The sequence below is a fragment of the Pedobacter sp. JCM 36344 genome, assembly GCF_046546555.1.
In the GTDB taxonomy this organism is placed as follows: domain Bacteria; phylum Bacteroidota; class Bacteroidia; order Sphingobacteriales; family Sphingobacteriaceae; genus Pedobacter.
This window is the reverse complement of sequence record NZ_JBKHKK010000017.1, coordinates 53961-71602: the sequence shown is the minus strand read 5'-3', so window position 1 is coordinate 71602 and position 17642 is coordinate 53961. Positions and strand designations below refer to the sequence as shown.

The following is a 17642-nucleotide window of genomic DNA, read 5'->3' as shown; positions in this document are numbered from 1 at the left end:
CATACTTATTAAAAGGGATCAGTCAACTCACTTATCCTAATCAATTTTTTATTAACAAACTCCTGTATACCAAGGTTGGACAACTCTCTTCCATATCCCGATCCTTTCGTTCCACCAAAAGGAAGATCAGGTTGGGTCCAAGTTGGGTGATTGATAAATACCATTCCAGTGTCCATCTGTTCTGCTAAGCGCTTTCCTCGTTCTATATTACTGGTAAAAATACTCCCCCCCAGACCAAATACCGAATCATTGGCAAGGGCAATCGCCTCCTGTTCATTCTTCACCCTGTAAAAGGAAGCTACGGGACCGAATAATTCCTCGTGATAAGCAGCCATACCTGGTTTGAGATCACCTAAAATCGTTGCTTCGATAAATGCCCCTTTGCGGTCAATCAATTTACCACCCAAAAGAATCTTTGCTCCGGCCCTGACACTGCGTTGAACTTGTTCCACTAATTGTATTACAGCTCCTTCAGAGCTCAACGGCCCCAGTTGTGTATCCTTATCCATTGGGTCTCCAACTTTGAGCCCAGTAAGCTTAGCTTTAAATTTATCCAGGAACTCGTCTGCAACGGCTTCAAGTACAATGATTCGCTTCGAAGCAACACAACACTGACCAGTATTATTCATTCTTCCCACTGCGGCCCATTCTACCGCTTTATCAATGTCAGCATCTTCCAAAACAATAAAGGCGTCGCTGCCCCCAAGTTCCAGTACTGATTTTTTCAGATTTTTGCCAGCTGCAGCAGCGATACTTGCACCAGCGGTTTCACTTCCGGTAAGGGCAACACCTTTGATCCTTGGATTTGCTACAAGTTCGGCTATCCGGCTACCCCCAACAAATAAATTGGTGTACAAGCCCTGAGGTGCACCAGCTTCCAGAAACAACTTCTCAATTGCCAATGCGCATTGAGGTACATTAGAAGCGTGTTTTAGCAACACTACATTGCCTGCCATAATGTTAGGTGCAGCGAAACGGGCAACCTGATAAAAAGGAAAATTCCAGGGTTCAACCCCCAGCAGAACACCAATTGGCGTACTCTTAAGGTAAGCCTGACCAAATTCAGTTTCCAATTTCTGGTCACTTAGAAAAGCTTCCCCATTTGAAGCATAATAGTCAATAATGTCAGCGCTAAGCGCGATTTCTCCATAACTTTGAGCAATTAATTTACCCATCTCCAATGTAATTAATCTTGACAACTGGTCTCTTTGTTCACGCATCAATTTTGCGACAGCATGTAAGAGACTCGCCCGATGCCCATAGCTGGTTTTGCGCCAGCTTTGAAAAGTTTCATCAGCAATAGAAATCTCAACCGCCAACAATTCAGGAGACATTTCCTGAAAACTTTTAATAAGTTCGTTATTAAAAGGATTAATAGTTTGTATAGCCATAATTTGTATTATTTAATTGTATTGTAGACTTTATAAAAACGGGCTTCAGTTCAGAGAAATTTTTACTTTCGCATATACTAAACTTCTCGTCAGATAGCAGCATCTGGACTACTTAAGGGCTTTCACTAAGGTATACCATAACGATGTTCGTAAAATCTAAAGGTCTATAAAGTTGTTAATATCCAAAATGATGCTAATCACCTCTATAGAAGATTGGCATCATTAGATGGAACCAGCTTTACAAATCCGAAAAACATTTATCCAAACAATGCTGGCTTTAGATTGTATCTTTGAAATAGAGATTGAGATAATCTGTAAATCAATAATTTATGGAAAAAGCAGTTCTGCTTAAAGCGATTATCGATAATGCCATAGACGGTTTGATTACTATAGACGAGAACGGTATAATTGAATCAATAAATCCATCAGCCTGCACACTTTTTAAATACACAGAAGCGGAAATTATAGGAAAAAACATCTCTATTCTTATGACTAATAGCGATCGTACACATCACAACTCTCACCTGTTCCGGTACAAAAAAACAAGAGATGCCAATATAATCGGAGTAGGGAGAGAACTGATTGGTCAGACAAAAAATGGTACCCATTTTCCATTTCGACTTGCCGTAAGTGAAGTTAAATACTCTGGGCGAGTAATCTACGCGGGCTTTATTCATGACTTGACCAGGGAGAAAGATGCAGAATCCAATTTACAGGATTACGCATCTTCGTTAGAAGAACAAGTACAGGAACGTACACTTTCATTAAGGGAAACTGTTGCTGCACTGGAACAGACTAAAAATGAGCTCAATTTGTCTCTTAAAAATCTGGGGGATACAGTCAACATTCTTAAGCAAACCCAGGGAGAATTAAACCTATCATTAGACAAGGAAAAGGAACTCAGTAAACTCAAGAGCAGATTTGTTTCAATAGCTTCACATGAATTCCGCACCCCCTTGAGTCTCGTTCAATTGTCTGCATCCTTAATTGAACGTCATGCCCTGCCTTATGAAAACCCAAACATTAGAAAACACGTAATAAAGATTAAAGATGCTGTGTTAAATGTCACTGCAATTCTGAATGACTTCCTATCACTGGAAAAAATCGATGGCGGAATGGTTCAAGCCAAATGTAATTATTTTAACATGAAGGAGTTGGCAGTAGAAATTGCTGAGGAAATGCAAATTGCATTGAAAGGAAATCAAAAAATATTATACAAACACAGGGGATCAGATACCAGTATAAAACTGGATCAAAATCTTTTAAAAAACTGTATCGTTATACTAATTGATAATGCCATCAAGTACTCCGGAGTAGACTGTGAGATACAGTTCTACACCAAAATCAATCATAAGAACTGCACAATTAGAATTTGCGATAATGGGATTGGAATACCAATAGATGATCAAAAACATCTTTTTGAAGCATTTTTTCGTGCACACAATACCGGAAAAATATCAGGTAGTGGACTCGGTTTAAGTATTCTATCACGGTACACTGAACTAATGAAAGGAAAAGTAGACTTCAGAAGTAGAATTAATAAAGGCACACTTTTCTTCCTCAAATTCCCTATATCATGAACAAAAAGATACTGATCATTGAAGACAATGATGCCATAAGGGAAAACATTGTAGAAATCCTTGGGATGGCTAATTATGACGTCTGCGAAGCAGATAATGGAAAAATTGGTGTCGAAATGGCGTTAAAATACTTACCAGATATCATTTTGTGTGACGTTATGATGCCCGAGCTTGATGGATATGGCGTACTTCATATGCTGAATAAATATGTTGAAACATCTACAATTCCCTTTATTTTCCTAACAGCAAAAGCGGACCACAACGATTTAAGAAAAGGAATGGAAATGGGTGCTGATGACTACTTAACAAAACCATTTGACGACATGGAATTGCTGAATGCAATTGACGTTCGCCTTCGAAAAAAAGCACATACAGAACTCCAGCAACATAATAAAAACAATGATTTTAATGCGCTTCTCTCCAAAACAAACGGTCTAGCCGAATTCGCTAAGCTTATCGAAGGCCATAGGAATCGTGAGTTTAGAAAAAACCAGATAATTTACTATGAAGCAGACGTAGGCAGAGGTTTGTATCTGGTGGTAAAGGGAAGGGTAAAAACCATTAAGTTATCACAGGACGGCCGTGAGCTAATGACCGGTATGTATTCAGCTGGCGATTACCTCGGTGTAAACGCTATGTTTAGTAACAACCCGTATGCCGATACTGCGACCGCTATAGAAGACAGTAAAATATGTATGATTCCAAGTGAGGAGATGGAAAAAGTACTCAACTTATATCCTGACGTTGCTAGAAAATTTATTCATCTCCTATCTTGTGATAACCAGGATAAGGAAGAACAGCTGCTTCAGTTGGCGTATAACTCCGTAAGGAAAAAAATGGCCGGAGCCATTTTGCGTTTATATCACCAACAAACTTCTAACAATGATCGCGTTTCTATCACAAGGGAAGATTTAGCTGCCATGTCCTGTATGGCAATAGAGACGGTTAGCAGAACATTGTCAGACTTTAAAAACGAAAAACTAATTGATCGACAAGGAACCATCATTACTATAATGGATCTTGAAAGACTCTCGAAAATGAAAAATTGATCCGTTAAAAACAGGATCTTAATTAAGGCGCTAATTACCGTCTAATTTTCGAGTATACCTCTACGATATTTGGAACTTCATCTTTGGTGATCACCAAATGGTGAGAATAGATCCGCTTTAAATATTCCTTATCGACTTTGGTTAAGTGACTAGTATGCCACTCCATCCACCATGACCACATTGAACCTTCGGCCAAACATTTATCGGGATTTGGAGGTGTTCCACACTCATGGTACGCGATTGGAATCCGGTCACCTATAATCTGTTTCACTTCTTTAAACATTCCTGTCTGCGGGCTGTAGACTACTCCATAAGTATCAGTACCGGCTATATCGACATAAGCGTCACCCGGGTACCAAATGGCTTCAGGTTTGCCTGTATAGCACAAAACCCAAATCAGATTGTTCAACTTGCGTGTCCTTGTATAATAATCATACATTGCGATCCAAAGCTTCTTAAACTTCTCAGGTCCCTGTTTGCCCCACCAAAACCAGTTGCCATTGAGCTCATGAAATGGTCGCCATAATACAGGTACATTAGCGCGCTGCAACTGTTCCAGCAAATCGCCTTTCCTTTTGAGCTCTGACCAAAATATTTCATATTCCTTTGTACCTTTCATAAAGCATTTATCAATATCTGAAGACTTTTTACTGCTTTCGTAACCTTCCCCATTTCCGGGAGCTCCCATGTGCCACATTATTGTTGGAATTCCTCCTGATTTCCACCAATCAATAGCCCCCTTTACTTCATTCTGGTTGTCTCTTTCCGTGATGAAATCAAAGCCATTGATGGCGGGTAGTTTCCCAGTATTTTCCTGAATGTACTTAATCTCGTCAATTCCCCAGCTAGAACTCATTTGGCCCGACAATATCCTTTTTTCCATACATATCATTGAGATAAGCGTAAAGAGCAACCGCTTCTTTGGACGCTTTAGAATTTGAAAGACGATATTGCGCGTGAAGACAAAGAGGCAGGATAAATAAGGCCGCTAGCAATATTTTTCTATGTTTCGTGATATTTAGAATTTGGTTCCATACTTTATTCAGCGACAAGTGATAGATAACAGCGCGGATCGAGTTTAAAAATTGCCTGTCCATTCCCAGCTTCGATATTGGGAAGTATTTTGAAATTTCTGGTTCTATCAGTAACAAAGACTTTAAAAATTTTTATTCCCGGCGGAATGCCTGTAAGCTTGGCTTCCCGACCTGCACTATTATTCACAATGTGTATGGTTAAGCCTGTTTCAGTTCCTGCAAGGGCGGCTACCGAAATATCGGCTCGGCTAGATTGCACCCTTATATGACGTTGTCCACTCTCCGTGTCCCCAAGTTGTTTCAGTTGAAAAAACCGCCGGGTAGGTTTAAGCGGAGCTTTGTCGCCAAAAATACCACCGCCAGTTAGAAGGGAGTAGTCAGCGGTCAGTTGCCATTGCAAGATAGATAGTGGTTCACAAATCGCAAGCAACCGTGTGTATAGATTAATCTCTTCCAACGCATAGGATTCCTCTTCGAAATATGCGGGATACTGCCAGGCTGCGGCATCTATACTACCTTCTCCAACAAGTAGTTGCGTGTTAATTTGTCTAGCTGCATCTGCCCATTTCTTTAACGTTTCCGTATCCCAACCACGCCACGAATGAAAAGATATCGCTCCAATGTAAGGACGACATGCAGCATCATTAAGTGCCGGATAGATAAATTCATAAGTATTTGCATCAGAATTATCTCCTAATAGTAGCTTTGTTTTTAGTCCTTTAAATTGAAGATGGAAACCTAATCCTTTAATGAGGCTGGCATGCTCCTGGGCTGTTTGCCTTACATTAATTCCAAGATCAGATTCATTAAAAGAAAAGTATGTGGCTTCGGTCCCATAGTTTGATTTTAAATAGAGGAGGTAATCGGTGATTGACTTATAAATTTGCTGCATCCTATCCTGGTTCAACGGGTTGCCCCAAACACCTTCTGGTGTTGCCCTGTTATTTGGCTTACCCACTATTGCCCATGCTGGAGGCGACCACACAGAGACGATAACTGGCATACCCAGTTTACTAAGCCGCTGAGCCATCCGCATTGATTTTTCCACATGAGCATCCAGCTTTCCATTCACTGCTGCTGCAGTTGGATCGTTCTCCAAAGTCCTATGCCATTCGCGCCATGGCATTTCTACCCGGCCCCATGCCACTTTCATATTTGCTAAACAATAGTCTATTACTTGTTGATCAGTCAACGCATTTTGAAGCCTGAAATTCCCACCGACTCCAGCAAACGGCCTGCCTTTAATTGAAGCATCTAAGCTGATTTCTACGGGTTCAGAATCAATTTCGCCATTAACACTGATTTGAAAGGATTTTTCATAAACAATTCCTTTCCTGAAGAATCCCTTATGGATCGGCAGAAATAATTGTTCATAATTTTTATCTTCGGCATTTTTGCTGATACCTGATTCTTTTGGCTTGATATTAAAAACATTCATTCCTGAATATTTTACCTTACTCCATTTTACATCAAAAAAAACTCCGGTTAAATTAGTATCTACTTTACTTTCGCATTTAATGACAACATTAACCACACCTGACTTTAAATCTTTTACAATCTGAGTAAAAATAATACCTCCTATTTCAGTATTGACGGTCTGAATGCTACCATCACGCAAGAACTTCGGCTTCTGGAGTTCTTTTCCTGAAAATTTAACATCTGACCAACTCCCTTCACCGACAACAGTTAAGCGGGTTCTAAAATCTAAAAGTTGCCCTTTAACCCGAATTCCGTTTAAGTCTCCCCAGGGCATGAGTTCAGCTTGGGCGAATATTCTACCAACTGGTAGCGCGACTAAGAAAAAAACGGTAAAGAATAGTTTGAAGTAAATGTTCATTTGGTTATATATATCAAGAATATACTTTATAGCTAGTTCAGCGTTTTTTTGTTCAAAATTGTCAAACAATAATACGGATACTCCATCAATTACTCCCAAGTTCATGTAAGGTATTTACGCAATTGCTTCCAAGCTGATTCCATTGTAAATCCTTAGAACCAAATATTTTAAGGAACTATTAATAATGACAAGCTTTACACTAATAAATTTAACAAGTTATTAATGAATATTTACTGATCTCAATTCTAAAGCTGAATTCTAACTCAATTCCTTAATACCAACGTTTTCCATATGTATTCTCCAACCTGTCTCCCTTGTACGGACCCCTGATCAACACTATTCCTAAAATGTATACCCCCATAATAACGGCTGATCGAAGTTTCATCTGAAGCCTGTAAAAAAGAGGTAAAATGGCGTTGAATACCAATATACCGAAGGTCACTAGTATCCATGTATTCAAAATTATCACCAAAGAGATGCGTCAGCATAACTGCAGCCGAACCGCTGATAGCGCTGTGCCCGCTCGGGAATTCTGGGAATGGTGGCGTTTGTAACATAGATACCCAATTAGGATCTATCTCCTCATTAATGACAGTGATCGGGCGGATATACGCTGTGGTGTACTTCACCTCCCAGCAGCTTATAAAAGCATCATATAGAGCGATTGAAGTGAGTGCATAAGCTTGTGCTGATTTAACAGCATCTGCCTTAGTTTTTTTGCAAGCTATAGCCGTTATACCTATCCAGTGTCCGCCAGGAGTAATTTTTTTATTTGCAAACATGGTATGCCCGTTATGCTCAATCACAAATGGATTGTCATCCCAAAATGTAGCTATCTGCAACTGATCCGGCGATAGGTTTTTACTCTGTTCATATACTGCAAATGCCTGTTTGAAATATTTACTCTTTTTATCTTTACTGAATGAGGGCGGTGGCGGTATTGGAAAATCTTTAGAAGACTTTAGCACAAATTGCTGCTGCGCTCCCCAGCAAAACTCTACCCCTTCCAGATAATCGGGTGGTGTGGGTCGCCATTTACCATTGTCATTATTACCAAGATAACGGACTTTACCTCTACTTTTAGCATATCCGTCATTGTCTGCTCTACCCAAAACCGCAATACCAATCTGCTCTCCAAATGCTACTGAACGCAAAAATGTACTATCGTCGAGGTTTGATTGGTACATTGAAACTACCTGGTTCTCATATTTTTTGAGCGTATCTACAGAGAAGGTCACCTTATAAGCAACGGTAAAGAAAGCTTTTGATGCCGCGAGTGTGTAATCATACTTTTTTCCTTTTTGAGGCTTTGGCATTGTTTTAAATCCTGCAATCTGCTCGGCAATTGAGTTGTATTTAGCATCCTTAAACCTAATCGCCTCAAAAGCGGCAAGCGACGTGTACCCATAAATACGGCTGGCTACGGGCGGAGTAAACGCATCATATATGATGAGCTGTGTAAGGTGATCAACATTCTGATGTAGCACCTCGGCATCAGCTATCATTTGGATTTTTGCCCTTTTGCCGCAGCTTAGACCAAGAAGGCAAACAACAACTACAACTTTGAAGTATTTCATATAACTGTGACCCACCAATTTCTATTTGTTTAATGATATGATCCAAGTGGCAATCATCCGGGCATCCTTTGCCGATACCTGTGGCATTGGTGGCATCGGTGTCGAATATTCAGGCCAATGCTCTGGTTTAGGATTTTTAATTAATTCCAATATTTCCTCGATGCTATATTTGCGTTTGGCAATATCTTTAAATGAAGGCCCAACTTGTTTAACATTAGGATTATGGCAAGCCGAGCAGGTGTTCTTCATTAATAACGGCTTAACCTCTTCATAGGTTGGCACTTTGTTCACCATCGCTGTTGCAGTTTTAACGGCAAAAGTCGGTTTTACAGCTTTAACAAGCATTGCCTTTGAGTTTTTGATACTTACTTCCTTCAATGTCAATTTTTCTCCTTCTGGAATATTATTTAAAGTATAGTATGCTGTAGGATGAACCAAATTAAAGTTATTTTCTTTATCCCTTACCCCCAGAGTAATTGTATGGATAAAGTTTTTACGTAAATTACTAATGATTATGCGAGACTTCAAACCATCTTTAGATACTTTTACTCCAGTTATATTGGATTTCAAATTACCTACTGGTGGACTGCCATAAACACCCTGATATTTATAGGTAAAGCTCTCTACGGAATATGATGCCAAATCTTCTGCTACTTTTTTGTCGACCGGCTTGGTGAATTCTATCTCAAAACCATCCGGCATGGCACGAATTGCGCGCATCTCAAAGGGAGTGTTATTATTCCAGACCAATCGCTGCAAACCCATTGTCGCCTCTCCTGCGGATCCCCAGCCCCTATTAGTTTCGCCAGCGACTAGTGAACCATCTGGCAACCATGCTAAACGCACAATACCGGATTGAAAACCACTCCTAAACGCCCATGCGGCTCCCTGGTATTCACCATTTACTCTTTCAAGAAAAACCCTATCTACAATACTCTGCCCTTGATCACCAACTAAAAGCTGTCCCGAAAATGGGCCAAAAACACCCTCGGGTATCTTTACAATTTCTGAGTTTGATATTCCCAATATACCATGCGGCAACCAAACAGCTGGTAATTGCAGTTCAGGGATTTCCTTTTTTGCATCAGCGAGAGTGCGGTACTTCTCGTCAACAATGTTTTGAGGCTTAAATGGCTGTCCACTCTTATCAAATTCTACACGTGGATTGTTTGTAGCAAAAAACTTCTCAGGTGTGAGTTTTAAAGGGGAATTAGGCAAGTTACTCCATACCAAACTCGCAGGATGCCCCATAAATCCACCTTTTTTAATCGGCATTATACTGCCAGAACCTATCCAGTCGCCCTGATTGTCGCTATACCACAGCTCGCCGTCGATCATACTGATTCCACATGGAGAGCGGAAGCCTGCAGCCCAGGGGGTAACCACTCCTTTGTCGGTGATATTAAGCACCCAACCTCTATAAGGCACAAAGCTTTTGGGATGCCACCAGTCGGGGGGGAAACCAAGGTTGAGGCTTACAAAGAACGATCCGTCCGGTGCTATCTTAGGACCAAAACTATATTCATGGTAATTACCAGATAATGGCCATGCATAAATCGTTTCAAACACATCGGCCTTTCCATCCATGTCGGTATCTACAAGCTTGGTTAGTTCACCGCGTTGTACCACATACAATGCGCCATCCTTATAGGCTGCACCTAATACTTCATGCAAACCCGCCGCAAACTTGCGGAAGTAAGGCTGCTGACTTGTGGGGTTCTCCACCATATAAATATCTCCGCGACGAGTAGTAACAGCGAGTACTCCGTTTGGAAGCACACACAAACCGCCAACTTCTAGTATGGTACCCTCTGGAGCAGGTACTTTCATCATCTTAAAAAAATCTTCTTCTTTGGGAGATTCTGCCTGCGCTGACACAAATTCGCTTTTCCCAATTAATGCTCCTGTAATTAGTAAAAAAAGTAATATTCTGCTTATTATCTGATTTAATGAATTTATCATAACCTTATTTATAGAATGATCGAATAAATTAATTTTTGTTTAATGGGAATGATTAGCTCCTGAAAGCCACCGGAATTTCGTACGACGGGCTTTTCGCCTCCGGTACCGTCTAAACTGATGTAATAATTATCATCTATACAGTACATTCCGCTTTTAATCACTTCAATTTTCCTACCTGTAGCTAAGCGTACAAATGTCCCTTTGACAGGACTTTCCAGACTCAGTTCCCTACGTATGCCTTTTCCTTCTGGCATCACTGTGCTAGCATCATTTACCAATGTGCCATAAATCAAATATTTAAATGTAGGGCGTCCATCTGCAAGCGTATAGCCTTTTGGTTTGAAAGCGGTACCCGTAGTATCTGTAACCCATGCAGCATCTCCAGTTATTAGCCTGCGAATGGCTGGAGCGGGTTTTCCAAAATACTGCACAGAACCAGCTGGGCGGGAAGAACCATCACCACGTTCGTGCCACATTGGCGTTGCATCCAAAAACTCTCCGCGCCAAAGTTGAACGATCATACCGTTATCTAAATCGTAGGTATAATGCAACTGTTCTGGACTACCTACGCCTACAGCATGATTTACGCGAATATTACCTGGAAGGTCCGTAAAGCTGCGGAGTATCGTGTTTTCTTGTGCATTAATAAGTATTTTGTCAATGGCCTCGAGCGAGCTAAAGTTAGCATCACTCAGTAAATACTCGCGGATACCTGGACCAGTCACCGTTAGCCCCAAAGCTGCCTTAGCCCAGTCTACATTTTTAGTGTAAAATATCTCGAAGGGAAGCTCAGCAACAGGAAGAATAGAAGCACCTACTCCGGTGAATTCCTTCGTGTCTACGACTTTAATATTGTTAATTTTCAAAGTTCCTTTTCCGCCGGGAACGCTTAATTTAAACCTGTATTCACCAGGTTCAGCGATATTCAAAAAGCCTGTATATTTTAGCACAAATTCATTATCGAGCTTAACCACGCTTGATGTCAGCATTAAAGGTGTTCCCTGCGCTTCAGGCTTAAAAGCCTTATAGTCTGGTTCCTCTGAAAAATTACCTTTGTAAACCACATATTTAAGTTGAGATATTTTAGGATGCGACTTGTTAAAATTAGTATAACTTATGTTCTTAAATGCAACAGCCCCCTGATTCCCCTGAAACCTTAACGGTCCATCAGCGACTTCTTTATTGTCTAACGCACCCTTCGTAGGTCCTGACAGTTCTATGTTTTCCTGTACTAGGATCCCATTTAACCATAAGTAAAGTATTTTGGCGTTAGCAGTCTTAACTCCTTTATCATCAAATCGTGGTGCTTGGAATGATACTTTAATGTGTTGCCAAAGGCCAGGTGCCCTACTTACATTCTGACGGGGTGCATGACCCTCGTAAGCCTTTTGTCCCTCAGGTTTGGAATCGTCCCAGCGCTCATAGACACCACCATTGTCACTTGATTTAGGATTTATTATTCCCCAGCTATCCGATAATTTGACCTCATAGCGCCCTTGTAAAAAGATGCCGGAGCTTGCTCCTCTTGACATCATGTAGTCCATCTCCATATCTATATCTCCATGTTGCAGGGCAAAATTAAGATCGCTACCGGATTTCATTTTATCAACCCGGTTAACCAAAATACCCTCGCCCTTTACAACTGTAAATTCATTGACGATATTTAAGTCAGCATAAACCTTACCTACTATTTCCCAATTTTTGGCAGGTGTTGTAAAGGCCAGTAAATCATTTAAAGGAATCTGGCTTTTAAGCGACTGTGCGCTTATATCACCTATCCCTAATAGATTGACCAGTAGCAAAGCAATGCAAAATTGCGTGTAATGTTGTCTATTCATTTTTCATTATTTAGGCCCACTAATTAATGAGCGCTGTGTTTGTTTAGTTCTTTAATTCCCTTAGCACTCAATTAATTCCTAAAGGTAAACTGCGTTGTTTACCCGCATTATTTACAATATTTATATATTTAATATTGCCGTTATTGCTAATAAACCTTGCCGACTGCGATAAAAAAGATGATCCATAATAAAACTCCTGTCTGGCTGTTTTCCCATTTTTGTATTGGATAATAGCGTAGGAATCATCTGGTTGTACAGCAATAGTACTAGCTATAAACTTTTGTTTAAATATTTTAATAAAGTCTTTATGCTGACTGGCAGCTACCAATACCTCTCCCTTGCCATTACTTAGTTTTACTAAGGCCTTGCCATTACCAGGTATATAAATTCCACTTTGCAATATGCTTAACGGTTTGAAACCACCCTTGCCATTGCCTTTTAATATTAAACCGTTAAGCGCATCATATCGCCCAATAGATGCATCCGTTCCATAATCGTTACCATTCATCATTACGTCAAGGTTACCATCAGCATCAAAATCTCCAACCTCCATACCGTTAATTACCGATAGCTGGGCTTGCATGGGTAAAGGGATAAGTTTGAATTTACCATCTCCATCATTACGCAGGTAGCAAGACTTAAGCATATTGGCCTTTAACCTTAACGCTCCCTTTCGCTGCTCAGGACTTAGTATTTCATCAATAGTGGCTTTTGCGTACGATTTATAATTGGTAAACTTTTTTTTCATACTGATCATTTGTTTTGCCATATCATCCCTGCCAGATACCGGAAACTCCTTGCGTTCTCCATTCTCATCTTTCAAGAAAAGAGACGGTATAGCACTGTAACCACTGTTATCGAAATTCTTTGCGGTGATGTAAACCGGATATTCGTCACTGGCCTGCATCAAGCTATTTTGCCCCAAGTTACCTATAATGTAATCTGTATGCCCCGAATTGCGGAAATCTCCAGCAACAATGGAACTCCACCAGCCCAACTTGTCTGATACGCCGGTTTTAGCCGTAACATTTACAAATTTCCCTTTATCATTTCTGAGCATTGTAATCGGCATCCATTCCCCTACCATGATCAGATCCTGCCAACCATCGTTGTCAAAATCAGTAAACAAAGCATCGCATACTAATCCTATATTTTTTAAAGCAGGTGCTACCTCTGCAGTAACATCTGTAAATTTTGCAATTCCATCGTGGCTATCGTTGCGTAAGATAAGACTTGATACGGGCTCGGGATATTCCCATGGTTTTACCCTCCCGGAAATAAACAAATCAAGCTTGCCGTCCTTGTTATAATCAATTGCCCGCACACACAACTTACTGGTAAGGTTTGCCGGAATTGCCGATTTATCCAATTTAAAGTTTCCTTTACCATCATTTATGTATAGCCTGTCCTGGTATTCCGGACTATTGGCTGCAGCTTCATATCCTCCGCTCGCAGTATATAGGTCGAGGTTGCCATCGCCATTGGCATCAAAAAGCAGAATCCCCGCATCTTTATAATATGGTGTTTCTAGTGCCACCTTTGGAAACAAATCTTTTTGCTTAAACTTCCCATCGCGCTGCTGAAAAAACAACTGTGTTGGATTGTAAGCATTTCCACCAACTACCATATCATCTAAACCGTCGCTGTTCAGATCGCCGACTGCTATTCCAGGGCTATATTCGGAGAGCTTATGCGGGATCAGCTTTTGGACATTAAAATCAATGAAGCTAGCATCCTTGCTGGAATAATGAAGGGTTAGCGAGTCGGTAATTTCTTTAAACAAGCCATTGGCATTCTTCTGCAAAACAGGTAAGTAGCTATTGGTAGCATCTGCGTACTTCAAACTTAGCATTTGATCTGCCTTTACCTGAGTCAGCTTTTGCTTTTTACCATCTGGCCATCTTATAACTACAGAATCAACAGTGGATACTTTTCCTAAACCGAAATGAGCAATACCTTGTACAGTCGACAAGTAGCCTCTATAAGGGGTATTTTCATAAACCTGTTGCTTATCACGATCGTAATAGATATTTACCGTTGCCCCAAGGCCGTTTAAATTCATTTTATCACCGGTAAAACCAATTTGTAGGTAGTGCCTGGAATTAACCGTTTTATCATCTCTTGAAGTATTACGATAAACCAGTGCTTCATCATTAATATTGTTAATGATCATATCGAGAGCACCATCGTTGTCCAGATCGGCGTAAACTGCGCCGTTTGAAAAAGTCGGTAATTGAAGTCCCCAATCGGTACTTACATCTTTGAAAGTAAGGTCGCCATTGTTGGCAAAACCATAATTATGAAGCTTAATCTCTGGGATTTGCTTGATAATAGTTTGCTTTGCGGTAATGGCAAAGGCCTCCTGCCGATAGGTCATAAAATCGCGATCTGAGACATCACGTGGGAAACCGTTGGTAATAATCATGTCGCGGAAACCATCGTTATCAAAATCAGCCACTAAAGGGGTCCAGCTCCAGTCCGTCTGGGCAATACCACTTAAAAATCCTATTTCACTAAAAGCGGGCGCACCGATTTCACCCAGCTGTCCTACCCTGGGTCCTTGGTTTAGCTGTAATGTATTACGAACATATTGATATTGGTAGCCATACTGATCAAAATTCTGGAAGGTTTGATAACTGTTAGGACCAAGCATCATTTTTTTACGGTAATTGTCTTCTGGATTCATATCCAATTCAATTACATCTGCAAGGCCATCATTATTTATATCAATTACATCCTGCCCCATTGCATTATAGGAGGTGTGTTTAAAATACTCTTTTGATCGATTGGTAAAAGTACCGTTGTGGTTGTTAATGTACAATAGGTTATCACCAGAGAAGTCATTAGAAATATAAATGTCTTTCCATCCGTCGTCATTAAAGTCAACAGTTGTTGCAGCGTGGCCAAATCCATCACGGTTAAGCCCAGCCTCCTTGGTAACATTTACAAAACGACCGTGCCCTAGTTTATCATCCCAATCATTACGGAAAATTTGCCCCAGACTATGGTTGTCGTTGTAATTTACCGTTCCAAACAAATTCGGGTTATAACTGGCGGAAGCACTGTTTACAGTCAAGTACATATCTAAGTCACCGTCATTATCGTAATCGAAAAAGTTGGCCATTGTAGATTGATAGCCCGCCTCTAAGCGATACTCCACAGACATATCTTTAAAAACGGGTACCCCATCTTTCTTTACGCCTTGGTTTATATACAGGAGATTGTGGCGCTTTGCTGCGACTTTAGAAATAGTATTGCAAACGTATATATCCAACAAACCATCGTTATTAATATCAACTACAGATACTCCCCTTCCCCATCGGCCTGCGCCATCCACTCCAGCCTTTTCAGTAATGTCCTCAAACTTAAAATTTCCTTTATTCACGTAAAGTCGGCTCGACACCATATTTCCTGTAAAATACAGATCTGCTAAACCATCACCATTGAAATCACCTACTCCAACCCCTCCACCATTATAAATATTCACCAAATCTAGCGGGTTTACTGTGTCAGATTCTGTTATCAGATTATTAAAATGGATACCGGAATGAGCTGATGATATTTGCTCAAACAGTGCCGGCTTGTTACAGGATGAACTGAATAAGACCAATATAACGTTCAGCACAAATGGAATTCTATTCATGTATAAGTTTAGCAATAAAGGATTTTAGTTTAAGTGGTTAGTAAAATAAGAAAAAGGATCCCTCATTGCAGAAGGATCCTTTATAAATATAATGTTTGTTATTTAGTATCCGTCATTTGGTACTAAGTTTGGATTTAGGCCGATCTCGTATTGAGGAATTGGGTATAATTCGCGTCCTCTAGGAATCGTGATATTATAAACTTCCTGAACAAACGACGTAGCAACACCTGCTCTTCTTAGGTTATAGAATGTCGAATATTCACCCGTAAGCTCATGACGATAATCGTGATATACCATTTGAAGCGGATCAGTTATAACTTTGCCTTCACTCATAAAAACCACCGGTGCAGTACCCCCAAAAGCTCTGTCGCGAAGTACTTTCAAGGTAGCTAAGGCGCCTGCATTATCGCCTGTTCTGGCTTGGCATTCTGCTTTGCTCAATAAAATTTCTCCATAACGTAGAAGGATTTGGTTTTGTGCTCCAAAAATATTAGAAACACCAGAGTTGCCATCCAATGTAGGATCGCGCCACATTTTCGTACTATAATACCCACTTCTTGGGATTGCATTGTCTGTTCCTACCCAAGGGCGAGCCACTGTGCCACAGGTATTGATGATTTTTCCATCCACGCCAGTATATTTAGCCTTAACAGCAGCATCTGTGCTAGCAAAGCCTGCAATTACCAGCGGATAAGATTTGATTCCCCCTTTGGCAATTATGGCCGGACTAGGGTGAACATCGCCTGGACCAATAATAGATGCTTCTTTACGAAGATCGCCTGCCTGAAAGCCATCATATAAAATTTTGTTTCCATAATCGTAACCAAAGTTTGATACCTCCTCTGGCATACCAAAAGAACCAATCCATGCTACTTCGTTACCACCACCCCAACTCTGGGTACCTGCAATTATAAACTGTACTTCAAAGATAGACTCGGCATTGTTTTCTTTATTATATTCATGTATATCGATAAACCTCGGCATTAATTTATACTTACCGTTAAGCTGATTGAAATTTACCAAAGCCTCCGCATATTTCTTTAACCACATTTGTGACGCACCTAGATAACCTAATGCAGCTCCTTTTGTGGCACGACCTAGATCTGAAGCGCCATAACCTTCCTTCCAAGGTAGTAATTCTGCCGCAAGTTTAAGATCCGCCTCAACTTGTGTAAATACTTCAGTCTGGCTATTTCTTGGTTTTAAACCATCATTAGCACCGTTCGACAATTCTAAAGGCACACCACCAAAGCTAGATGCAAGATAATAATAGGTCATACCTCGAAGAAAGTAAACTTCACCAGTCAGGCGATTGGCCAATGCTTCGTTAAGTACACCTTTAACCTTCATCGTTTTCAAGATCTCTATGGCCGAATTTGCACGTGCAATACCGATATATGCACGCTGCCAAAATACCTGGATACCACCGAATGTACTTGGAATCGCGTAGGTATTGTAAAACCTATCATTACCCCAATTAAAAAAGTCATGAGTCTGAAAATTGGCATAATACCATAGAGACTTTTTTAACAAATCAGCATTTTGGTACGTATCATAGATGGCATTTACCAATGCAATGCCGTCAGCGGGTTTGTCGAACAAAGCCTGGGCAGTAGGGTTAGATGAATCGGTCTGATTCAGGAACCCTTTCTTACAACTAAAGGGCGTCAATACTATCAGTCCAACTGCTAGTATATATAAATATTTTTTGTTTTTCATTATACGTTTCTA

Annotated in this window: 10 protein-coding genes; 2 read left to right on the top strand and 8 right to left on the bottom strand. The window is 40.5% G+C overall.

What is annotated here, in order from left to right:
• Nucleotides 1-8 precede the first annotated feature (8 nt).
• Nucleotides 9-1391: an NAD-dependent succinate-semialdehyde dehydrogenase gene (locus ACHFIZ_RS15460; RefSeq protein WP_410887434.1), complete on the bottom strand. Its 1383-nt coding sequence runs from the start codon at nucleotides 1389-1391 to the stop codon at nucleotides 9-11.
• A 329-nt stretch (nucleotides 1392-1720) separates the two neighbouring features.
• Here ACHFIZ_RS15460 and ACHFIZ_RS15455 point away from each other — a divergent pair, with 329 nt between their 5' ends.
• Nucleotides 1721-2971: an ATP-binding protein gene (locus ACHFIZ_RS15455; protein WP_410887432.1), complete on the top strand. Its 1251-nt coding sequence runs from the start codon at nucleotides 1721-1723 to the stop codon at nucleotides 2969-2971.
• Nucleotides 2968-4020, top strand: a complete 1053-nt coding sequence (locus ACHFIZ_RS15450) for a response regulator (RefSeq protein WP_410887430.1) — start codon at nucleotides 2968-2970, stop codon at nucleotides 4018-4020. The genes ACHFIZ_RS15455 and ACHFIZ_RS15450 overlap by 4 nt, the downstream gene beginning before the upstream one ends.
• A gap of 34 nt (nucleotides 4021-4054) precedes the next feature.
• Here ACHFIZ_RS15450 and ACHFIZ_RS15445 read toward each other — a convergent pair whose 3' ends face one another.
• From ACHFIZ_RS15445 to ACHFIZ_RS15415, 7 genes are all read right to left on the bottom strand, one after another.
• A complete protein-coding gene (locus ACHFIZ_RS15445) occupies nucleotides 4055-4903 on the bottom strand; it encodes a glycosyl hydrolase (protein WP_410887428.1) in 849 nt (282 codons plus the stop codon).
• A 155-nt stretch (nucleotides 4904-5058) separates the two neighbouring features.
• Nucleotides 5059-6996: a hypothetical protein gene (locus ACHFIZ_RS15440; RefSeq protein WP_410887427.1), complete on the bottom strand. Its 1938-nt coding sequence runs from the start codon at nucleotides 6994-6996 to the stop codon at nucleotides 5059-5061.
• Nucleotides 6997-7154: 158 nt separating this feature from the next.
• Entirely contained in the window at nucleotides 7155-8468 is a 1314-nt protein-coding gene (locus ACHFIZ_RS15435) for a vanadium-dependent haloperoxidase (protein WP_410887425.1), read from the bottom strand.
• 21 nt (nucleotides 8469-8489) lie between these two features.
• Entirely contained in the window at nucleotides 8490-10430 is a 1941-nt protein-coding gene (locus tag ACHFIZ_RS15430) for a c-type cytochrome (RefSeq protein ID WP_410887423.1), read from the bottom strand.
• An 8-nt stretch (nucleotides 10431-10438) separates the two neighbouring features.
• Nucleotides 10439-12268: a DUF1080 domain-containing protein gene (locus ACHFIZ_RS15425; RefSeq protein WP_410887421.1), complete on the bottom strand. Its 1830-nt coding sequence runs from the start codon at nucleotides 12266-12268 to the stop codon at nucleotides 10439-10441.
• Between the two features lie 67 nt (nucleotides 12269-12335).
• Nucleotides 12336-15911 (bottom strand): VCBS repeat-containing protein, encoded by a 3576-nt coding sequence (locus ACHFIZ_RS15420; RefSeq protein ID WP_410887419.1) that lies wholly within the window; start codon nucleotides 15909-15911, stop codon nucleotides 12336-12338.
• Nucleotides 15912-16013: 102 nt separating this feature from the next.
• Entirely contained in the window at nucleotides 16014-17630 is a 1617-nt protein-coding gene (locus tag ACHFIZ_RS15415; RefSeq protein ID WP_410887417.1) for a RagB/SusD family nutrient uptake outer membrane protein, read from the bottom strand.
• Nucleotides 17631-17642: the final 12 nt, after the last annotated feature.